The sequence below is a fragment of the Dactylosporangium siamense genome (genome assembly GCF_016862795.1).
GTDB classification, from domain to species: Bacteria; Actinomycetota; Actinomycetes; order Mycobacteriales; family Micromonosporaceae; genus Dactylosporangium; species Dactylosporangium siamense.
Genome location: NZ_BONQ01000147.1, coordinates 1 through 21,523 on the forward strand (window position 1 = coordinate 1; position 21,523 = coordinate 21,523).

The 21,523-nt window shown below is 72.3% G+C and carries 15 protein-coding genes and 1 riboswitch; of the genes, 6 read left to right on the plus strand and 9 right to left on the minus strand.

Annotation, left to right across the window (positions count from 1 at the left end; all coding sequences use genetic code 11):
• Positions 1-1,428, minus strand: a 1,428-nt coding sequence (locus tag Dsi01nite_RS45275) for a ricin-type beta-trefoil lectin domain protein (RefSeq protein ID WP_203852650.1), incomplete at its 3' end; no start/stop codon positions are given.
• Positions 1,429-1,631: 203 nt separating this feature from the next.
• Positions 1,632-2,204: a hypothetical protein gene (locus tag Dsi01nite_RS45280; RefSeq protein WP_203852651.1), complete on the minus strand. Its 573-nt coding sequence runs from the start codon at positions 2,202-2,204 to the stop codon at positions 1,632-1,634.
• 142 nt (positions 2,205-2,346) lie between these two features.
• On the opposite strand from Dsi01nite_RS45280, the gene Dsi01nite_RS45285 reads away from it, so the two are divergent.
• Positions 2,347-3,705, plus strand: a complete 1,359-nt coding sequence (locus Dsi01nite_RS45285; protein ID WP_203852652.1) for a pyridoxal phosphate-dependent decarboxylase family protein — start codon at positions 2,347-2,349, stop codon at positions 3,703-3,705.
• A 2,338-nt stretch (positions 3,706-6,043) separates the two neighbouring features.
• Here Dsi01nite_RS45285 and cobN read toward each other — a convergent pair.
• Complete coding sequence (gene cobN, locus Dsi01nite_RS45290; RefSeq protein ID WP_203852653.1) at positions 6,044-9,598, minus strand: cobaltochelatase subunit CobN; 3,555 nt, start codon at positions 9,596-9,598, stop codon at positions 6,044-6,046.
• Between the two features lie 39 nt (positions 9,599-9,637).
• A riboswitch (cobalamin riboswitch) is annotated at positions 9,638-9,826 on the minus strand.
• A 32-nt stretch (positions 9,827-9,858) separates the two neighbouring features.
• On the opposite strand from cobN, the gene Dsi01nite_RS45295 reads away from it, so the two are divergent.
• Genes Dsi01nite_RS45295 through Dsi01nite_RS45305 form a run of 3 tightly spaced genes read left to right on the plus strand, consistent with a single transcriptional unit; the run spans position 9,859 to position 13,117 of the window.
• On the plus strand, positions 9,859-10,986 hold the full coding sequence (locus Dsi01nite_RS45295) for a ferredoxin-like domain-containing protein (protein ID WP_203852654.1): 1,128 nt from the start codon (positions 9,859-9,861) through the stop codon (positions 10,984-10,986).
• A complete protein-coding gene (locus Dsi01nite_RS45300) occupies positions 10,983-11,609 on the plus strand; it encodes a precorrin-8X methylmutase (protein ID WP_203852655.1) in 627 nt (208 codons plus the stop codon). Before Dsi01nite_RS45295 ends, Dsi01nite_RS45300 begins: the two co-directional genes overlap by 4 nt.
• Complete coding sequence (locus tag Dsi01nite_RS45305) at positions 11,606-13,117, plus strand: precorrin-2 C(20)-methyltransferase (RefSeq protein ID WP_203852656.1); 1,512 nt, start codon at positions 11,606-11,608, stop codon at positions 13,115-13,117. Before Dsi01nite_RS45300 ends, Dsi01nite_RS45305 begins: the two co-directional genes overlap by 4 nt.
• Here the strand turns inward: Dsi01nite_RS45305 and Dsi01nite_RS45310 are convergent.
• The 5 genes from Dsi01nite_RS45310 to Dsi01nite_RS45330 form a co-directional block, all read right to left on the minus strand.
• Positions 13,108-13,458: a hypothetical protein gene (locus tag Dsi01nite_RS45310; RefSeq protein ID WP_203852657.1), complete on the minus strand. Its 351-nt coding sequence runs from the start codon at positions 13,456-13,458 to the stop codon at positions 13,108-13,110. The genes Dsi01nite_RS45305 and Dsi01nite_RS45310 overlap by 10 nt on opposite strands.
• A gap of 29 nt (positions 13,459-13,487) precedes the next feature.
• Entirely contained in the window at positions 13,488-14,321 is an 834-nt protein-coding gene (locus Dsi01nite_RS45315) for a TRADD-N-associated membrane domain-containing protein (protein WP_203852658.1), read from the minus strand.
• A gap of 191 nt (positions 14,322-14,512) precedes the next feature.
• On the minus strand, positions 14,513-15,907 hold the full coding sequence (locus Dsi01nite_RS45320) for a chitinase (RefSeq protein WP_203852659.1): 1,395 nt from the start codon (positions 15,905-15,907) through the stop codon (positions 14,513-14,515).
• Between the two features lie 125 nt (positions 15,908-16,032).
• Positions 16,033-17,229 (minus strand): ROK family protein, encoded by a 1,197-nt coding sequence (locus Dsi01nite_RS45325; protein ID WP_239136690.1) that lies wholly within the window; start codon positions 17,227-17,229, stop codon positions 16,033-16,035.
• Positions 17,230-17,307: 78 nt separating this feature from the next.
• Positions 17,308-18,381: a hypothetical protein gene (locus Dsi01nite_RS45330; RefSeq protein ID WP_203852660.1), complete on the minus strand. Its 1,074-nt coding sequence runs from the start codon at positions 18,379-18,381 to the stop codon at positions 17,308-17,310.
• A 177-nt stretch (positions 18,382-18,558) separates the two neighbouring features.
• Here Dsi01nite_RS45330 and Dsi01nite_RS45335 point away from each other — a divergent pair, with 177 nt between their 5' ends.
• Positions 18,559-19,347 carry a laminin G domain-containing protein gene (locus tag Dsi01nite_RS45335; RefSeq protein WP_239136691.1) on the plus strand — a complete coding sequence of 263 codons (789 nt, stop codon included), beginning with the start codon at positions 18,559-18,561 and terminating at the stop codon, positions 19,345-19,347.
• Positions 19,348-19,417: 70 nt separating this feature from the next.
• Here Dsi01nite_RS45335 and Dsi01nite_RS45340 read toward each other — a convergent pair whose 3' ends face one another.
• Entirely contained in the window at positions 19,418-20,836 is a 1,419-nt protein-coding gene (locus Dsi01nite_RS45340; protein ID WP_203852661.1) for an MFS transporter, read from the minus strand.
• Positions 20,837-20,925: 89 nt separating this feature from the next.
• On the opposite strand from Dsi01nite_RS45340, the gene Dsi01nite_RS45345 reads away from it, so the two are divergent.
• On the plus strand, positions 20,926-21,486 hold the full coding sequence (locus Dsi01nite_RS45345) for a TetR/AcrR family transcriptional regulator (RefSeq protein ID WP_239136694.1): 561 nt from the start codon (positions 20,926-20,928) through the stop codon (positions 21,484-21,486).
• Positions 21,487-21,523: the final 37 nt, after the last annotated feature.

The following is a 21,523-nucleotide window of genomic DNA, read 5'->3' on the forward strand; positions in this document are numbered from 1 at the left end:
GGTCGCCAGGCCGAGGCCCAGCACGACGGTGTCGGGCCGGGTGATCCGGATGGTGTCGCTGACGTTGTACACACCGGGGGTGAACAGCAGGTTCTGCCCGGCGGCGAGTGCGGCGTTGATGCTCGCAGCGGTGGCACCGGCCTTCACGATGTAGAACTGGCTGATCGGCAGGGAGCTCCCGGCCGTGCTACCTGAGGACCAGCTGTTTCCGGACGAGTTCGTGCGCAGCGACGGCACGAACACCTGGTAGGCGCCGGTGCCGTCGACGTACAGGAACGGCTTCTCGCGGACCACTGGCGTGCTGCCGACGGTGGTGTACGGCGGCGACGGGAAGCTGTTCGCGGGAGCGCCGCTGGTGCCGACGAACACCTGGTTCCAGTTGGAGCCGGACCAGCTGCCGATCTGCGAGTTCCGGGTGATCCACTGCTGCTGGCTCCCCGACTGGATCTGCCCGTCGATCTTGCTGTCGGAGATCCAGCCGCCGGACGACCAGCCGCCGTCGGACAACGCGAGGTTGCCGCGGACGTGCATCCGCCGGTACGGCGCCGCCTGCGACACCGCCCACCGGTCCAGGCCACCCGTCGGGGTCACGGACAGGTTCTCCGCGGACCGCCAGAAGTTCTGCGTCGCGTTCTGCGAGCCGTCCGGCCACCAGTCCGCTTCCGCGTGCACGGCGCCGTTGATGACCACCGAGTCCGGGCTGATACCGAGACCGGCGACCTGGGTGAAGAAGCCGACGTTGGCGTTGACGTTGTACGTGCCCGGCTTGAACAGCAGCGCGAACCGGGCGTTGCCGAACTGGTTCGTCACCTGCTGGTTGAACACGGTGTTGAGCCGGTTCTGGATCGTGGCCTGCGACATCGACGGGTCGAAGACCGACACGTTCGGACCCAGATCAGGGTTGTTCGGGTTGCTCGGAGGCGTGCTGGTCGGCGGGTTGGTGGTCGGGTTCGTGGTGCCTCCAGGAAGGGTCCACTGCTGGTTGGCGCTCGCGAAACAGTCCCACAGCTGCAGCTTGGTGCCGTCGGCGGAGCTGGGACCGGTCGCGTCCAGGCACTTGCCGAGCGAGCGCAGCGTGCCATCGCTCTGCTTCGACCACTGCTGGGCGGTCGTCCCGTTGCAGTCCCAGATCTGGATCTTCGTGCCGTTCGCGGTGCTGGCGGCATTCACGTCGAGGCACTTGCCGAGCGCGCGGATCGTGCCGTCGTCGCCGACGGTCCACTGCTGGGCGCCGGTGCCGTTGCAGGTGTAGAGCTGGACCTGGGTGCCGTTGGCGCTGCTCGCGGCGGCGACGTCGACACACTTGCCGCCGTAGCCGGTGATCTGGCCGGTGGCGGCGGCCGATGCGGTGGTCATGGCGACCACGGTGGTGCCGGTGACGGCGAGGAGGATGGCACCGAGCGCGAGCCCGAGCCGGCGTTTGGACATGGGGGTCCCTTCTGGGCGGGGCGCCCGCGGGAGGACCCGTGTCGGGGGTGGGTCCGGGGCGGGCGGGAGCCGTCCTCCGCCGCGTCGGTGGGTGACGGCGGAGGGACGGATCTGTGAAGTTGCCTTACAGATCCATCGGAGGCTATTCCCGCCCCGGTGCGCAAGTCAATATGCGACCCGAATTAAGGTACTGAGCTGGGGATTTAAGACTTCGTGAGGATCTCGCCCGCGCCGCCGGCGGTCTCCTGGACGGCGGCCAGGTAGGCCTTCATGTCGGTGTTCTCCAGGCCCGTGCCGGCGACCACGACCGTGTTGCCGACGATCAGCGTCGGGTACATCTTGGCCTGCTCCTGCGCGTACGCCTTCGCCGCGTCCGCCACCTTGAACTGCACGAAGATGGCCTGCTGGCCGCGGGACGGCATGAAGTCGCCCTTCTTCTTGTAGCAGTCGAACTGCTTGAAGTTCGCCACGGCGCTGCGGTACTTGCTGGGCACGCCGGTCGAGTTGGTGTCCCACTTGCCGACCGGGCACAGCTCGTCCTTCGTGAACAGGTCACCGGTCAGCTGGGCGACCTTCTCGTACTGCAGGCCCTGTCCCGCTTTCGCGGATGGCTTGGCGCTTCCGCTTCCGGAGGGCTGGGCGCTGCTCGCGGGCGCGGCGGACGCGGCGGCGGGCTCGGCCTTCTTGTCGTCACCCTTCTTGTCGTCACCCCCGCAGGCGGCGGTCAGCAGGAGGGTGGCACCGGCAACGGCGGAGGCGATCAGCAGACGCTTCATGGGGATTCGATTCCTTCATATGTGGTGGTGCGACAGGGGATTCGGTGGGACGCCAAGAACGTATTCGCGCCGCCGCGCCGTTGAATCCCGGATGTATGCCACCCGACAACCAACGTGGCCCAGCTCACGCAAGATGGGAAGCATGGAACAACCGGACTGGCACGGCCCACTCACCGAGGCGTACGAGCAGGCGACCCGCTTCCTGACCGGCCTGCCGTCCCGGCCGGTCGGCAGCCGCGCGTCGCTGTCGCAGTTGCGGGCATCGCTCGGCGGCCCGCTGCCCGCCGCGGGCGTCGACGCGCGTGCGGTGATCGCCCAACTGGCCTCGGCCGCCGACCCCGGCATCGTCGCGTCGCCCAGCGGCCGGTTCTTCGGGTTCGTCATCGGCGGGGCCACGCCGGCCGCCCTCGCCGCGGACTGGCTGACCGCGACCTGGGACCAGAACGCCGGCCTGTACGCCGCCGGCCCCGCCGCCGCCGTCGTCGAGGAGGTCGCCGGCGGGTGGCTGCGGGACCTGTTCGGGCTGCCCGCGCACGCGTCGGTCGGCTTCGTCACCGGCGCGCAGATGAGCCACGTGACGGCCCTCGCGGCGGCCCGGCACGAGGTGCTGCGCCGGGTCGGCTGGGACGTGGAGACCGGCGGCCTGCACGGCGCGCCGCGGATCACCGTGCTCGCCGGCGCGGACCGGCACTCGACCATCGACCGCGCGCTGCGCTTCCTCGGCATCGGCACGGCGGCCCTCGTGCCGGTGAAGGTCGACGCCGAAGGACGCCTCATCGTCGACGCGCTCCGCGAGACCCTCTCCTCGTTGGACGGCCCGGCCATCGTCTGCGCCCAGCTGGGCAACGTCAACACCGGCGCCTTCGACCCGATCGGCGAGATCTGCGACGTCGCCCAGACCGCCGGCGCCTGGGTCCACGTCGACGGTGCCTTCGGCCTGTGGGCGGCGGCCAGCCCCCGGCTCCGCCACCTGGTGACCGGCGTCGAACGCGCCGACTCGTGGACGACGGACGCCCACAAGTGGCTCAACGTCCCGTACGACTCCGGCCTCGTCTTCTGCGCCCACCCCGCCGCCCACCGCGCGGCCATGGGCGTCCGCGCCGCCTATCTGGTCCACGCCGGCGGCGACGAGCGCGACGCCCTGGACTACAACCCCGAATTCTCCCGCCGCGCCAGGGGTTTCCCCGTGTACGCAGCGCTGCGCACCCTCGGCCGCGACGGCGTTTCGGCACTGGTCGACCGCTGCTGCGCCCTCGCGACCCGCTTCGCCGACCGGATGTCCGGCCACGTGCTCAACGACGTCGTCCTCAACCAGGTCCTGCTCAACCTCGGCCCCCACACCGCCGACATCGTCCACCGCGTCCAGGCCGAAGGCACCTGCTGGGTCAGCGGCACCACCTGGCAGGGCAACCCGGCCATGCGCTTCTCCGTCAGCAACTTCACCACCGACGAGTCCGACATCGACCTCGCCGCCGACACCATCCTGCACCTCACCACCTGACGTCCCGTTGCGTCACGGTGTGGTCTACCGCGCGTCATGCCGCTGGACACCGTTGCGTGCGACCTCGAGCATGGAGGGCAGCGCCTACCGGGGGGAGGCGGCACATGCCACGGCCGTACTTTTCGTTGGAAGCACCGGGTTCCGGGTCGATCGCGGACCCTGGTTCGATCGATTGGAACGCCCGGTTCGCGGCGTCGAGGGCCGAGACCGCGCGGCGGCGCGAGGAGAAGCTGCGGACCAGGGCCGAGTTCGCTGAGGCTCGCAGGCACGGCTTGGCGGCTCGGCACGCGGCGAAACTGGCCCGCTTGCACGCGACCAGGCCACCGTCGGGCGCAAGCCTTTCGCCACCCATGTCGGCGGTCAGGCCGGTCGCAGGCCCGCATCACCCAGCACCGCCGCCGCCCGTGCCCGCGCCGTCTGTGCCCGCGCCGCCCGTGCCTGCGCCGTCTGTGCCCGCGCCGTCCGTGCCCGGGTCGTCCGTGCCTGCGCCGCCCGCGTCTGGGTCGTCTGTGCCCGCGCCGTCCGTGCCTGGGTCGCCCGTGCCCGCGCCGCCCGTGCCCGCGCCGTCCGTGCCTGGGTCGCCCGTGCCTGGGTCGCCCGTGCCTGGGTCGCCCGTGCCTGGGTCGCCCGTGCCTGCGCCGTCCGTGCCTGGGTCGTCTGTGCCCGCGCCGGCAGCTGCTCGCTCTGCGCCAACGTCCGCTCGCCCCTGTGGCGCACCGGCCCGTTCCGCGCTCGCCCATTCGGCATCGGCGACCGCTCGTTCCGCACCCGCGTCTGTTCCTCCGGCATCACCCCGTCCCGCACCCATTCCGGCGGCGGTCCGCCCAACCCCTGTGACCTCGCCTGCGCAGGTCCGCGACACCTGCACACCGGCTCGCCTCACACCTCTGCCCGCCCACCTCACGCCCGCTTCTGTTTGCCCGGCTCCAGCTTCTGCCTGTCCCGCGCCCGCGCCCGTGTCCGCTCGCCTCGCGATTGCGTCCGCGGCCGTGTCTGCGCCGGTGCCTGCTCGCCTCGCGTCGGCGTCCGTGTCTGCGCCGGTTCGCATCACGTCGGCGCCCGGTTGTCCGGCTCTCGTGCCTGTGCCGGGACGGGCGGCGGCTCGACCTGCCGCCGTGTCCTCGTCCCTACCAGATCGAGACGGGTGCGCGCGTGGGGATCGTGCATCCGATTGCCCTGCGCGCGTGGAGGGTCGTGTCCTGTCCGCGATGGCGTGTGCTGTCCCGGTGCCCCCTCGTGCGGGGCGCCGAAGGCCCCGTGGACGTGCTCCGCCTGGGATCCGTTGAGCTGCAACCGGTCCAGTCCACGGCCGCCTGGCGACACGAGCGCCGGACATCGCCGCAAATGAAGGAGGTTTGCCGGCACGGCAGCGACGACGCGTTCGAATCACCGTCCACTCGCGGTCCACCACTGCAACCGACGGCCATGTGGCATGCCCGGACAGCGTCGCCTGCTCGGACCGAGGCGGCAGCGGAGTGCTGACGCCGGAGTGCACCGCGTGCGAACACCGGCCTACCGCGCCGAGGCAGTGCGACGGCGAGCCAAAGACAACGGCGAGGCAGGCCGACAGCTAGGCAAAGACGACGGCGAAGCAAAGACGACGGCGAGGCAGGGCGGGAGGGTGTCTCGCCTGCGGACAGACGTCGGAGGTGGCGTGGGATTCGCAACCCCGCTCCTCGGCCGGGGCGCCCGGGACGAGGCGATGCGTCAGCGGACCTGGTGGTCGGCCTCGTGCAGTGAGGTCTTCACGTCGGCCCTCGGCTGTGCCTGTTCCGCGTGGGGTTCGGCCGGCGGGTGGTTCGGCGGTGCGCCAGCGGGTGGTTCGGCGATGGTGGCGCGTGACACGACGGCGTGCCCGCGTGCGGTGCTCGTGTTTGCCGTCGTGATGCACGACTGGCCGGAGGTGGCGCCGTGAAGCACGAACGAGTCGTGCGTGGCCCGCCGTATCCCTGCGGCTGGGCGGAAGCGGCAGCACACGGAGGCGCCCTGCCGCTTCCGCTTCTGCGTGGTTCGCTGCTGCGTGGCTTCCGGCGAGTGTCTGCGCGGTGGTGCGGCGATGTCCCGGTCCGCGGGTCTCGCGCCGGCGCCGGCCTGGTCGCTGTTCGCGCAGCACAGCGCCGGCGTGGGTCCACGATGCAGGCACTCCGCGCACTCCCACATCCACCGGCCACCCGCGATGAACGCCGGCATGGATCCACGACGCAGGCACCCCGCGCACTCCCACATCCACCGGCCACCCGCGATGAGCGGTTGTGATCGAAAGGTAGGTCTGGTCGCCCACGCGACCAGCACTGTCCTTCGATCGGCGCCGCAAGAGCAAGAGCGTTGAAGTCCGACGTCAGTTGGTGTCTTCCAGGTCGCCTTCGGTTTCGAGGTAGACCTGGCGGAGGGCGTCCAGGGTGGACTGCTCGGGGTGTTCCCAGAGGTTGCGGTCGGCGGCTTCCAGGAGGCGTTCGGCGATGCCGTGCAGGGCCCATGGGTTGGACTCGTCGAGGAACTTGCGGTTCTCGGGGTCGAAGACGTAGGCCTCGGCGAGTTTCTCGTACATCCAGTCGGCGACGACGCCGGCGGTGGCGTCGAAGCCGAAGAGGTAGTCGACGGTGGCGGCGAGCTCGAAGGCGCCCTTGTAGCCGTGCCGGCGCATGGCGGCGAGCCAGCGGGGGTTGACCACGCGGGCGCGGAAGACGCGGGCGGTCTCCTCGCTCAGGGTGCGGGTGCGCACGGCGTCGGGGTTGGTGCTGTCGCCGACGTACGCGGCGGGGGCGCGACCCGTCAGCGCACGGACCGTGGCGATCATGCCGCCGTGGTACTGGAAGTAGTCGTCGGAGTCGGCGATGTCGTGCTCGCGGGTGTCGGTGTTCTTGACCGCGACGCTGATGCGCTTGTAGGCGCCTTCCATGTCGCCGCGGGCGGGGAGCCCGTCCAGGCCGCGGCCGTAGGCGTAGCCGCCCCAGACGGCGTACACCTCGGCGAGGTCGGCGTCGTCGCGCCAGTTGCGGCTGTCGATGAGGGGGAGGATGCCCGCGCCGTAGGCGCCCGGTTTGGAGCCGAAGACGCGCAGCGTGGCGCGCCGTGCGTCACCGTGCGTGGCGAGGTCGGCATCGACGTGGGCGCGGACGTAGTTGTCGTCGGCGGATTCCGGAAGCGAGGCCACCAGCTGCACCGCGTCGTCGAGGAGGGCGACGACGTGCGGGAACGCGTCGCGGAAGAAGCCGCTGATGCGCATCGTGACGTCGATGCGGGGGCGGCCCAGCTCGGGCAGGTCGATGGGGGAAAGGTTGACCACCCGGCGGGACGCGTCGTCCCAGATCGGTCGGACGCCGAGCAGTGCGAGGGCCTCGGCGATGTCGTCGCCCGCGGTGCGCATCGCGCTGGTGCCCCACATCGACAACCCGACGGAGCGCGGCCACTCGCCGTGGTCGGCGCGGTAGCGGGCGAGCAGCGAGTCGGCCATCGCCTGGCCGGTCTCCCAGGCCAGCCGGCTCGGGATCGCCTTGGGGTCCACGGAGTAGAAGTTGCGGCCGGTCGGCAGGACGTTGATGAGGCCACGCAGCGGCGAGCCGCTCGGCCCGGCCGGGACGTAGCCGCCGTCCAGGGCGTGCAGCACCATCGTCAGCTCGTCGGTGGTGCGCGCCAGCCGCGGCACGATCTCCCGGGCCGCGAACTCCAGCACCCGTACCACATCCGGAATATCGGAAATGTCGGAGATATCCGAAGTGGGCCAGCCCCGCGATTCCATTGCAGCCACCAGCGCGCGGGCCGATGCTTCGACGGAGTCGACCGAGACGCGGCCGGAATCGCCCTCGGTCAAACCCAGCGCCTCACGAAGACCCGGCAGCGCGGCCACCGTGCCACCCCACATCTGCCTGGCCCGCAGCATCGCCAGGACCAGGTCGACCCGGGCCTCGCCCGATGGTGCCACCCCCAGCACGTGCAGCCCGTCGCGGATCTGCACGTCCTTGATCTCGCACAGCCAGCCGTCGATGTGCAGGATGAGCTCGTCGAAGCCGTCCTCGCCCGGCCGGTCGGCCAGGCCCAGGTCGTGGTCGAGCCGGGCGGCCTGCAGCAGCGTCCAGATCTGGGCGCGGATGGCCGGCAGCTTCGCCGGGTCGAGGGCGGCGATCGTCGCGTGCTCGTCCAGGAGTTGCTCGAGGCGGGCGATGTCACCGTACGAGTCGGCCCGCGCCATCGGCGGGATCAGGTGGTCGACCAGCGTGGCGTGCGCCCGGCGCTTCGCCTGGGTGCCCTCGCCGGGGTCGTTGACCAGGAACGGGTAGATCAGCGGCAGGTTGCCCAGGGCCGCGTCGGCGCCGCAGGACGCGGACAGCCCGACGGTCTTGCCCGGCAGCCACTCCAGGTTGCCATGCTTGCCGACGTGGACGACCGCGTGCGCGCCGAACTCGTCGGCCAGCCAGCGGTACGCGGCCAGGTAGTGGTGGCTGGGCGGCAGGTCGGGGTCGTGGTAGATCGCGACCGGGTTCTCGCCGAAGCCGCGCGGCGGCTGCACCATCACCACGATGTTGCCCTCGCGCAGCGCTGCCAGGACGATCTCGCCCTCGGGATCACGGGACGTGTCGACGAACAGCGACCCGGGTGCCGGCCCCCAGTGCTGCTCCATCGACGCGCGCAGCTCCGGCGGCAGGGTGGCGAACCAGGCCTTGTAGCGACCGGCGGAGATCCGGATCGGGTTGCCCCGCAGCTGCTCCTCGGTGAGCCAGTTGACGTCCTGCCCACCGGCGGCGATGAGCGTGTGCATGAGCGCGTCGCCGTCCTTGGGGAACCCGTCCGCGCCCACATAGCCCCGCTCGTCCAGGGCGGACAGGAGCCGGACCACGCTGGCGGGCGTGTCGAGTCCGACGGCGTTGCCGATTCGCGCGTGTTTGGTGGGGTACGCGCTGAGCATGAGCACGACCTTGCGCTCGCTGGGCGGCAGGTGCCGCAACCGTGCGTGCCCGACGGCGATCCCGGCGACCCGGCCGGCCCGCTCAGGGTCGGCGACGTAGACGGTGAGCCCGTCGGCGTCGACCTCCTTGAACGAGAACGGCACCGTGATGATCCGACCGTCGAACTCGGGGATCGCGACCTGTGTGGCGGTGTCGAGCGGCGACAGGCCGTCGTCGTTGGCGTCCCAGGTGTCGCGGGCGCTGGTCAGGCACAGTCCCTGCAGGATCGGCACGTCGAGCGCGGCCAGGGCGCCCACGTCCCAGGCCTCGTCCTCGCCGCCGGCCTGCGCGTCGGCGGGCCGGGTGCCGCCCGCGGCGAGGACGGTGACGACGAGCGCGTCGGCCTGCCGCAGCGTGTCGAGCAGCTCCGCCGGCGCGGTGCGCAGCGACGACGCGAACACGGGCAGCGCCCGGCCGCCGGCGTCCTCGATCGCCTCGCAGAGCGTCCCGACGAACCCGGTGTTGCCGGCGAGGTGATGCGCCCGGTAGTAGATGACGCCGACGGTGGGGCCGGTGCCGGCCGAGGGCCGATCGAGCAGCCCCCAGGTGGGGGTGGTCGCCGGTGGGGCGAAGCCGTGACCGGTGAGCAGGATCGTGTCGGAGAGGAAGTTGTGCAGCTCACCCAGGTTGGCCGGGCCGCCCTCGGCGAAATACGCGTGGGCCTGCGCGGCGACCCCGGCGGGCACCGTGGAGTGCGACATCAGCTCGGCGTCGGGCAGCTGCTCACCACCGAGCAGGACCACGGGAATCGGCATACGCAGCAGCGCGTCGAAGCCCTCCTGCCAGTCCCGGTAGCCGCCCAGGAACCGCACCACGACCAGGTCGGCACCGTCGGCCAGGCCCGGGAGGTCCTCGACGGCGGTGCGGGACGGGTTGGCCAGCCGGAACGCGGCACCGCTCGCACGCGCGCTGAGCAGGTCGGTGTCGGACGTCGACAACAGCAGGATCACGCCGGGGTCCTCCCTCGGGGTCCGCGCCCCAAGTCGGTCGGGAAAGGTCGGGCGACGGAGAGTCTCCTGGCTCCCGGATCGGCGCTCACCTCCGGCCTTCCCAGGCTCGCACCCAGTGGCCAAACTCAGAAGTGAAGCTCCCCGGTCACAGTGGCGGGACCGCGCCGGATTCACACCGGCTTCCTCCACACGTCGCCGTGCAGCAGCGCCAACTCTCCTGGACAGCGCTGTCTTGCGTCAAGCGCAGTAGTATCCGGCCCGTGCAGGCTGCCAGTGGACGCGACGCTCCGGACCGGTGCCCGGGCGCGGTGCAGGTCCACGCCGCGGCCGACGGGGGCCTGGCCCGGGTCCGGCTGCCCGGCGGCCGGTTGACCGTGGACGGCCTGCGCACGCTCCGCGCCGCGGCCCGGGACCTCGGCGACCCGGCCCTGGAGCTGACCTCGCGGGGAAACGTCCAGGTCAGGGCGCTGCGCCCCGGAGCGGAGATGGAGCTGGCCGCGCGGTTGTCCGCCGCCGGGCTGTTGCCGTCGGACACCCACGAACGGGTGCGGAACATCATCGCCAGCCCGCTCAGCGGCCGCGACGGCCTCGGTGCGGGCGACGTGCGGGCGGTGGTGGCCGCGTACGACGCCGCCCTGTGCGCCGACCCGGCCCTGGCCGCGCTGCCGGGCCGGTTCCTGGTCACCGTCGACGACGGGCGCGGCGACGTGACCCCGCTGGGCGGCGACATCGGCCTGCACGGCGACCGGCTGACCCTGGCGGGCCGGCTGACCACCGCCCGCGGCCATGCTGACCTGCTGTTGCGGGCCACCGCAGCGTTCCTGGCGGAGCGGGCCGAGCAGGGCGGCACCGCGTGGCGCCTCGCCGAGCTGACCGACGGGCCGGCCCGGGTGGCGGCCCGCCTGGAGGCGACCGTCGACCCGCGTGCTGTGAAGAACGGCACCGGCCCGTCCGCCGGTTGGACGCCGCAGACAGACGGGCGGGCCGCCCTCACCGTCGTCGTTCCCCTCGGGCTGCTCACCCCCGCGCAGTCCGCGGCGCTCCTCGACGCCGCGCCGGAGGAGATCATCGTCACGCCGTGGCGGACCGTCGTCGTGCCGGACGTACCAATGGCAGAAGCTGAACACGTCGAAACCCTGCTGACGGCGGCCGGCCTGGTCACCGACCCCGGATCGCCATGGGCCGGGGTGACCGCGTGCGCCGGTCGGCCGGGCTGCGCGAAGGCCCTCGCCGACGTGCGGGCGGACGCGCGCGCGGCGGTCGAGGCGGGCACGGCGCCGACCGGACTGCCGGTGCACTGGGTCGGTTGCGAACGGCGCTGCGGCGCACCGAAGGGAAGGCACGTGGAGATGCTCGCGACCGCGGACGGCTACCAGGTGGTCGCGTGACAACGCACGAGTACGTCAAGGACGGCGCGGAGATCTACCGGCGGTCGTTCGCCACGATCCGGGCCGAGGCCGACCTGTCCGGCCTGCCCGCCGACATCGCCCAGGTCACCGTCCGCATGATCCACGCGTGCGGGATGGTGGACCTCGCCGGTGACGTCGGATACAGCGCAGACGTGGTCCGGCACGCCCGCGCCGCGCTGCGCGCCGGTGCCCCGATCCTGTGCGACGCGGAGATGGTCGCGTCCGGCGTGACCCGGGCGCGGCTGCCCCGCGACAACGAGGTCCTGTGCACCCTGCGGGACCCGCGGGTGCCGGCGCTCGCCGCCGAGCTCGGCACGACCCGCAGCGCCGCCGCCCTCGAACTGTGGGGCGAGCGCCTCGCCGGGGCCGTCGTCGCGGTCGGCAACGCGCCGACGGCGCTGTTCCGGCTCCTGGAGATGATCGAGGCGGGCGCGCCACGACCGGCGGCGGTGCTCGGCATCCCCGTCGGGTTCATCGGCGCGGCGGAGTCGAAGGCGGCCCTTGCCGCGTCCGACCTGCCGCACCTGGTCGTGCACGGCCGCCGTGGCGGCAGCGCGATGACGGCCGCCGCCGTCAACGCCATCGCGGACGAGAAGGAATGACCACAGTGGAAAACGGGCGGCTGTACGGCGTCGGTCTCGGACCCGGCGACCCGGAACTGATGACGGTGAAGGCGGCCCGGCTCATCACGGCCGCGCCCGTGGTCGCGTTCCACAGTGCCCGCCACGGGCGAAGCATCGCGCGGTCGATCGCGGCGCCGTACCTGCGCGAAGGCCAGATCGAGGAGGCCCTGGTCTACCCGGTCACCACCGAGGAGATCGGCGACTACCGCGCGGTCATCGAGGAGCACTACGACGCGTGGGCGGTCCGGCTCGCCGCGCACCTCGACGCGGGCCGCGACGTGGTGGTGCTCTGCGAGGGCGACCCGTTCTTCTACGGCTCGTACATGCACATGCACAAGCGGCTGGCGCACCGGTATCCGACCGAGGTCGTGCCGGGCGTCACCTCCGTGGCCGGCGCGTCCGCGGTGCTGGGCCGGCCCCTCGTCGAACGCGACGAGATCCTCACGGTCCTGCCCGGCACGCTGCCGGCGGACGTCCTCGCCGAGCGGCTCGCGGCGACCGACTCGGCCGCGATCATGAAGCTGGGCCGCACGTTCGGCACCGTCCGCGACGCCCTGGAGCGGGCCGGCCGCCTCGACGACGCCTGGTATGTCGAGCGCGCCACCACCGACCGCGAACGGGTCGCCCCGCTGTCCACAGTGGACCCCGACAGCGTGCCGTACTTCTCCCTGGCGCTGCTGCCGAGCCGGGTGCACGAGTCGACCGCTTCCGCGCTCCGGGGGAAAGCACCCGCCACCGCTGCCGGTGAGGTCGTCGTGGTCGGCCTCGGACCCGCCGGGCGGGACTGGCTCACCCCGGAGGCCCGGGCCGCGGTCGAGGCCGCCGAGGACCTCGTCGGCTACGGCCCGTACCTGGCAAGGATCCCGGCCAACCCGCGGCAGCAGCGGCACGCCTCCGACAACCGTGTCGAGTCGGAGCGGGCCGAGTTCGCCCTGGCGCTCGCCGCCCAGGGCCGGCGCGTGGCCGTCGTGTCGTCCGGCGACCCGGGCGTGTTCGCGATGGCGGCGGCGGTGCTGGAGGTCGCCGCCGAGCCCCGCTGGAAGGACGTGCCCGTCCGGGTCCTGCCGGGGCTGACCGCGGCGCAGGCGGTGGCCAGCCGCGTCGGCGCGCCGCTCGGCCACGACTTCTGCGTGCTGTCGCTGTCGGACCGGCTGAAGCCGTGGGACGTGATCGCCGGCCGCCTCGAGGCCGCGGCGAAGGCGGACCTGGTCATCGCCGTGTACAACCCGGGCTCGCAGAGCCGGACCTGGCAGGTCGAGGCGGCCCGGGAGCTGCTGCTGCGGCACCGGTCCCCGGACACCCCGGTCGTGCTGGGCCGTGACGTCGGCGGATCCGGGGAACGCGTCAGGGTGGTGCGCCTCGCGGACCTGCAACCGTCCGAGGTGGACATGCGGACGCTGCTCATCATCGGCTCGTCGCAGACCCGCGCGGTGGAGCGCGGCGACGGCGGCACCCCGGTGGTCTTCACCCCCCGCCGCTATCCCTGACCGGTCGGCGGGTTGGTGCGGTAGAGGCCGAGGATCTCCGGCAGCGGCACGATCCCCGGCCCGCCCGCCTCGACCCATGCGGTCAGGTCGCCGATGACCGCGTCGTCGAGGACGTAGCCGAGCCAGACCGGCCGCGCCCCGGCCCGCCGCGCCGTGGGCGTCGGGTGCACGACGACGATGTTGGACCGCTCGCACGCGTCGAGGCAGGCGCTGACCCGCACCCCCGCCTGCCCCAGCGCCGACCGCAGCCGGGCGACCTGCCCGGCGTGGTCGACGTCGGGATGCTTGCGCGCCGATCCGCAGCAGCAGTCCCGGCACACGGTGACAAGAGGTCGTTCCACCCGCCGAGACTAGATCAGGCCCGCCCCGGTCAGGACCCGACGGGCACCGGCTCCTCGGTCCGCGGTCGCTGCTGGACCTTCTCCTGCAGCTCCAGCAGATGGTCCTGGGCCGCCCGGCCGAGCTCCAGCGACGCCGTGATCAGCTCCCGGTTCACCGAGCCGGTCGCGTCATCCCCGCCCGCCCGCTCCGCGAGCCATTCGGCGTGCAGCAGGTAACAGTGCACCAGCGGCTGGCCGTAGTAATAGCTCATCTGCCGGGATGTCATCTCGTAGGTCTTCAGGAACGTGAAGCTGAGGTACCCCGACAGCGCCGTGCCGACGGCCGTCAACGCGCCCGAGGTGACCTGGACACTGGTGGTGCCGGCCGCCAGCACCGTGGCCGAGCCGGTGAGCAGCACGACCAGTGTCGCACCGGCCGCCATGAGACACGCCACGAAGGACACCCGCGCCTGGCCGAGCGCGGTGGCGCTGAACCGGTCCATGAGCCGGAAGTTGAACAGCAGCAGCTGCCCGAGCGTCCGGCCGCCCGTCCCCTGGTCGTCCACGACGGCGGTGAAGGCCTCGTATTCGCCCTGCCGCTGCACCCACCGGGCGCTGTGTGCCCGGTGGGTCGCCATCACCACCGCCGGCGTGATGCACGCTGCCAGCACCGTGAACCCGGCGAGCAGCAGCATCGGGCTCGTCGACGGGCTGCCGTCGGGCCGCTCGACGAACACCGCGGCGGCGCCGAACGCCCCGGCGGCGCCCATGAGGACGACGGCGAAATACCACGCGAGGCGCCTCGCACGCCGCCGGTGCGCCCGAAGCGTCGCGTCGAGCTGCTCCTTGGTGATGCCCCAGGGCTCCACGTATACGTCGTCCATAGCGCGACGCTAACGTGGCGCCCGGCGGGATGCCGGGTACCTCGGCGGATGCGGAACGTGTGACGGCGGTGGTCGGTACCAATCGTCCGGGCCGGTCAACCGATCGGCGCTGGCCGATGGCACGGCGGACGGGGGTGCCCCGGCCGTCCGCGTTCCGGGGCACCCGTCCGGGTGGTGCGGCTGGCCGGGGCTCAGCCCTGGTACTGGGCGATGATCCTGGTGAAGTCCCACGCGTTCTGGGAGACGCCGCTGCAGGTGTCGTCGCCGGTGCCGCCGCCGGTGCACGGGCGGTCCCGGTTCGCCGACCAGAACGTGAACCGGGCGAGGTGGTGCTGCTGGGCGTAGGCCAGCATGGTGCGGAAGTCCGCGACGGTGACCGTCTCGCCGACGTCGGTGATGCCGTTCATCGAGGAGATGCCGGCGTGCCGGTAGGCCTGGTCGTCGGTGTACCCGTAGCCGTTCTTGATCGTGTTCTTCAGCCCCTCGGCGGCCTGGACGGTGAGGGTGCCCATGTTCTGGCCGGCGGCGCCGAAGTCGAACGGCATGATGGTCCAGGCGTCGACGGTCAGCCCTGAGGCGGCGGCCCGGTTGATCATCGTGGCGTCGGGGCCGTTGCGGTCGCTCGGGAAGGTGACGTACACGGCGACGCCCGGGTTGTTGGCCTTGACGGTCTTCAGCGCGTCGATCGTGCGCTGCTGCAGCGTCGCGTTGTTGTAGACGCTGCCCTCGATGTCGATGTCGATCGCCTTGAGGCCGTAGGCGTTGATGACCTTCTGGTACGCGGCGGCGAGCGTCGACGCACTGCTGCACGTCTGCTCCAGCCACGGCCCGGACGCGCCGCCGAAGGACACGGCGACGTTGCCGCCGGCGCCGCGGATGTTGTTGATGACGGTCTGGTCCTGACCACCGAGCAGCGGCCGGTACCCGTCCCACAGCGGGTCGCACGCGCCGTTGGACAGGATGAACGCCATCGTGAACCACTTGACGCCGGTCGCGGTCATGATGGTGCGCGGGTCGGGGAGGTTGCCCCAGCCGAGGTAGGCGTACGGCGCGGCACCCATGGCGGGATTGGACGCCGGCGGGTTGGAGGTCGGGGGCGTGGTGCCGCCGCCGATCGTCCACTTCTGGTTGGCGGTCCCGCCGCAGGCCCAGATCTGCAGCTGGGTGCCGTCGGCGGAGCTCTGGCCGGTGGCGTCGAGGCACTTGCCGGCGTTCGGGTTGGTGAACTCCTTCGCGGCGCTGTACGTCCATCGCTGGGCCACGGTGCCGTTGCAGTCCCACAGCTGGACCTTGGTGCCGTTGGCGGTGCTGGCCGCGGCGACGTCCAGGCACTTGCCGAGGACCCGCAGCGTGCCGTCGTCGCCGAACGTGACGCGCTGGGCGGCGGTCCCGTTGCAGGTGTAGAGCTGGATCTTCGTGCCGTTGGCGGTCGCGGCGCCGGCGACGTCGACGCACTTGCCGCCGATGCCGGTGACGGGGCCGATGGTCGCGGCGGAGGCGGTGCTCATCGCGACAGCGGTGACCGCGCCGAGCACCGCCACGGCGGTGGTCGCGAACAGGGAGCGGCGGAGGCGGGGGCTGCTCATGGGCGAGCCTTTCGGGAGGGAGAGGGCTATCTGTCAACCGCCCTTCCAGATAGAGCGCACGCTATTCCCGACCCTTTTTTCGAGTCAACAAGAAACCCCGGACCATAGACAAACTTAAGGATCCGTTACGGCCGGGAGGCGCGGCGCAGCAGCTCGGCCATCGGCAGGGTGGCCGCGCCGAACGCGACCGCGTCGGGGCCGAGCTCGCACAGGTCGATCGACACCTGGCCCCACGGGTGCTCCAGGGCCTGCTCGCAGGCGGCCGCCCGGATCTGCGGCAGCAGGCGGGCGCCGAGCGCGAGGCCGGCCCAGCCGCCGAGCACGACCCGCTCCGGGTTGAACAGGTTGACCAGGTTGCCGATGCCGGCGCCGAGCATGCCGGCGGTCTCGGCCAGGATGCCGTCCGCCTCCGGGGTGCCGGCCGCGATGAGCGCCGCGACGTCGGCGAGCTCGTCGGCGCTGCGCACGAACGTGGGGTCGACCTGCAGGTAGCGGTCGAGGATCCCCTCGGCGCCGACATACGCCTCCAGGCAGCCGCGGGCGCCGCACCGGCACTGGCGGCCGCCGTAGACGACCGTGGTGTGGCCCCACTCGCCGGCGCTGCTGCTGGCGCCGCGATACAGGGTCCCGTTGGTGATCACGGCGGCGCCGACGCCGGAGCCGACCAGCACGATCACCGCGTTGCCGGCGCCACGGCCGGCGCCGAACCACATCTCGGCCTGGCCGAGGGACTTGGCGCCGTTCTCCACGAACAGCGGCGCGGTCAGGCCCCCTTCGCGCAGCAGGCCGTCGAGGGAGATCCCCCGCCAGCCGACGGTCGGGGCGTGCACGCGGACGGGGTCGGACTGCTCGACGGTGCCGGGGACGCCGATGCCGATGCCGATGACGTCGGACGCGTCGGTGCCGCCGAGCACCTCACGGATCCCGGCGAGCAGCTGCCCGGCGACCGCCTCCGGGTCGGGGCGGGACGACGGCAGCGGCTCGTCGACGGTGGCCAGCCGGGTCATCGACAGGTCGAACAGCTCGACCTTGACGCCGGTCTCGCCGACGTCGGCGCCGACGAGGCGGCCGAAGTCGGGGTTGACCCGCAGCAGCACCCGGGGCCGGCCGCCGTCGGAGTCGATCTGCCCGGCCTCGATGATGAGGCCCTCCTGCAGCAGCTCCGCGGTGACGCTGCTGGCGGTCGCCGCGCTCAGCCCGGTGATCCGGCTGAGGTCGTGCCGGCTCAGCGGACCCCGGAAGAACAGCTCCGACAGGAGCGTGGACCGGTTGCGCCGGCGCATGTCACGGGTCGTGGCCCGCTCGACCTCGATGCGCACCACCGCCGCGAACCCCTCCCCCGACCACTGCTGTCGGTGAATCGTGTCATGTGAGCGCTCCCGCGTCGACACCGTGGGTGCTCATCGCCTCCTGGCGCGTCTCGCCACCGCCGCGACCAGCATCAACGCCACTACCGTAAACGCTGCGAGCAGCAGCGGGGCCCGTGCCGAGGAGCGCACGGGCGTCTTCGGCGGCGCCGCCTTCGCCGGGGTCGCCGACGGCACGGCGCTGGTCGGCGCCGCCACCTTCAACCCGCTCGGGTAGCGCAGCACGACGACCGGACCGGCCTGGTCGGAGACGGTCAGCAGCCCGGTCGCGTCGGCGGTGTAGGCGATCGCCTCACCCTGCGGCTCGTCCGGCAACGGCGTGACCGTCGGCTTCCCGGAGGTGATCGCCTTGGCGACGTCGCCGCCGGTGACCTCGAACTCGTAGGCGTCGGCATAGGTGCGCACCACGGCCCGCGTGCCGTCGGCGGACACGGCCGCCCCGGTGACCCAGGCGATGCCGAGGAAGCTGAACGGGTTGGACGTGCCGGTGCGGTGCGGCTCGAACGCGCCCACCTTCGTCAGCTCGGCGCCGTCGGTGTTGTCCGTCGGCAGCGGCGTGTCCAGCCGGAACACCTCGCCGACCGGGTCCTTGGTGACGATCACCGGCCGGCCCTGCCCGTCGATGAGCAGCGCCTCGGCGTCGCGGGGCACCCCGTCGGGATACACCAGGCGGTGGATCTTCAGGTTCTTCGAGCCGGCCGCCATGGTCCACAGCGCGATGGTGCTGCGGCGGGTGCCCGAGCCGCCGGTCATGGGGCCGTTGTCGCCGATGTCGGCCACCCATACGGTGCCCTTGCGGTCCACCGCGAGGTCCTCGGGGTCCCGGGCGGTGCGCGGATACTGCACGCTGCCGGTCACCTTGCACGACGTGTCGAGCGTGAACACGCGGGTCTTGGCCGGGTCGGGGTTGCTGTCGTTCTCCACCAGGTAGCCGGTCGGGGTGACGACGAGACCGGACACCTCGGTCACCGCGGGATCGGTGATGCGGCAGACCTCTGTCGGACCGGCCGAAGCAGGCACGTGCGCACCGGCCGGAGCGGGTGCATACAGGCTGAGCGCGGGTGCGCAGAGGATCAGCGCCGCTGCCGCCCCCGCCGCCCACCGCATGCCGTCAAGTCTTCCAGACCTGCGGCAACCATTGCTGGACATCCGGTTCGGGTGACAATGCGTCAACCGTTCGGTTACGGATTGCGGCCGACACGTTGGAGGAAATGCGCGGAGGTTACGGCCCGAATATGACACATTTCGGGCATGAAGACATGGGGGAACATGCATGGCGGCCGGATGAGAGCCATCCGGCCGGCGATCCTGGCCGCCGCGGCGCTCGGCGTCGCACTCAGCGCGCTGGGCGTCGCCGGCCCCGCGAGCGCCGCAACGAGCGCGAAGACCGTGACCGTCACGGACCCGGTCGAGGTCGCCGCGCCGGTGGTCGTCGCCCGGTACACCTTCGACGCCGCCGGCAACGGCGCCACCGTCACGGACGACTCCGGCCACGGCCACACGCTGATCCCATCGGCCGGGCACGGCGGCAAGGTCAGGCTCGCCGACCGCCTCGGGATGGCCACGGGCGGGCGGGCGGCGGACTTCCCGGCCCGCTGCACCGGCAAGCGGTGCCCGCACGCGGTGCTGCAGACGCCGGACACCCCGGAGCTCAACCCCGGGGCCGGCCCCATCCGTTACGGCGCGACCGTCCGGCTGACCAGGAAGGACACCGGCTCCGGCCAGAACGTCGTGCAGAAGGGGTACTCCGCGTCCGGCAGCCAGTACAAGCTGCAGATCGACGGCGCGGCCGGCCGCCCGAGCTGCGTCTTCGCCGACGCCGCCGTCCACGCGATCCACGTGGCGATGTCCGACGTCTCGGTCTCCGACGGCCTGTGGCACCGTCTCGAGTGCCGCCGGTCCGGCACCACGCTGACCGTCCTGGTCGACGACGCCGTCCGCGGCACCGCGACGCTGCCCGCCGAGCTGTCGGTGGTCAACACCGTGCCGCTCAGCATCGGCGGCAAGGGCAACGGCATGGACAACGACCAGTTCCACGGCGCCCTCGACGACGTCTGGATCGCCCGCGGCTGAGCCGCGCGAGGCACAGTCCGGACAGCCCGCGGCTGAGCCGCGTGGAGGCACCGGGGCCTGACCGGACCGGTCAGGCCCCTTTCCGTGCCCGCGGCACGAAGACCGCGATCACCGCGGCCGCCGTCAACATCGCCGTCAACGCCGCGAAGGTGTACGTGTACCCCGACTCCAGGGGCAGCCCCGCCGGCGTCACGTGCGCGGTGATCACCGCGCTGGCCACCGCCGCGCCGAGGGACCCGCCGATGGTGCGGATGTTGGCGTTCATGCCGCTCGCCACGGCCGTCTGGCCGGCCGGGACGGTGTGCACGATGAGGTTGACCATCGCGGTCCACGTCAGCCCGAGACCCACGCCGAACACCCCGGTCGCGACGGCGATCTGCCAGTACGCGGAGTGGAACAGGGTGAGCCCGGCGCACGACAGCGCCGCGGTCGTCGTGCCGAGCAGCAGCTGGACCTTCGTCGGCACGTAGGCGGTCAGCGGGCCGCTCACGAATCCGGCCACCGCCATCGTGACCAGCATCGGCAGCATCGCCAGCCCGGCGCCGGTGACGGTGGTGCCGAAGCCGTACCCGGTGGAGCGCGGCGTCTGCAGGAACTGCGGCAGGAACGCGTAGGTGGCGAACATGCCCGCGCCGAACAGCAGCGCGACGAGGTTCGTCGTCCAGACCGCCGGCAGGCGCATCATGTGCATGTCGATGAGCGGCTCGGCGGAGCGCAGCTCCACCAGCACCCACGCGACAACGAGGACCACGGCGGCGATCAGCGGCACCACGACCCGGCCCGACGTCCACCCCCAGGCCGGCGCCTTGCTCAGCGGCAGGATCAGGGCGACCAGCCAGCCGGACAGCAGCGCCCCGGCGAGCCAGTTGATCCTCCCACGGGCACGGGATGGCGACTCGCCGACGAACCGCAGGGTCAGCGCGAACGTGCCCGCCACGACCAGGGCCGGGATCCAGAACAGGGCCCTCCAGTCCACCGCGGCGACGATCGGTCCGGCGAGGACCACGCCCAGGCCGCCGCCGACGGCGATCACCGCGGACAGCCCGCCGATCGCGGACGCCACCCTGGCCGGTGGCAGCTCGTCGCGGAGGATGCCGAACGAGATCGGGAACACGGCGCCGCCGAGCCCCTGCACGATCCGCCCGATGATGAGCACGCCGATGTTCGGCGCGACGGCGGCGATCACGCACCCGATGACGATGGCCGCGAGGGCGACGAGCAGGGTGCGGCGCTTGCCGTACATGTCGCCGATGCGCCCCATGATCGGGGTGGCGACGGCGGCGGACAGCAGCCAGGCGGTCAGGACCCAGGTGACCGTGCTCTGACTGGTGTGCAGGTCGTGCTGGATCGTCGGCAGCACCGGACTGACCAGCGATTGGAGCAGGGAGAACGAGGCGGCCGCGGTGGCGAGCGCGACGAAGGTGAACCGTCCCGCCCGCACCGGTGCGGTCGCAACGGGTGGCGGGCTGAGGGTGAGTGCGCGTGTCATCGGATTTCCCCCGGACGCGGTACAGTAGTGGAGGTACGCCTCCACATTAGCGGAGGGGTGCCTCCACTTCCAAGCCGCTGGAGAAAAACGTGTCCGCCGACTCCCCCGTCGCCGTCCGCCGGCCGCAGCGTGCCGACGCGAGGCGCAACTTCGACGCGTTGCTGTCCGCCGCCCGCGCGGCGTTCGCCGAGCAGGGCACCGAGGCGTCCCTCGAGGACATCGCCCGGCGGGCCGGCGTGGGCATCGGGACGCTGTATCGCAACTTCCCCACCCGGCAGGACCTGTTCGAGACGGTCTACATCGGCGAGATCGAGCAGCTGTGCCAGACCGCCGACGACGTCGCCTCCCGGCCGCCGTGGGACGCCCTGGTGTCGTGGCTGCACCGGTTCGTGGCCTACACGGCGACGAAGCGCGCCATCTATGAGGCCCTCAACCGCGACTCGTCCATGTTCCGCCACTGCCGCGAGGAGATCTACCGCGTCGGTGAGCCGCTGCTGGCCCGCGCCCAGGCCGCCGGCGCCGTGCGCACCGACGTCACGTTCGACGACACGCTGCGCATGATCAGCGGCCTGACCGCCGGCGGCTTCGTCGACGCCGCCCAGCGCGACCGGGTCCTGAGGGTCGCCCTGGACGGCCTGCGCCGGCAGTAGCCCGCGGGTCTGAGGCTCTGCGGCCCCTGGGTGACTG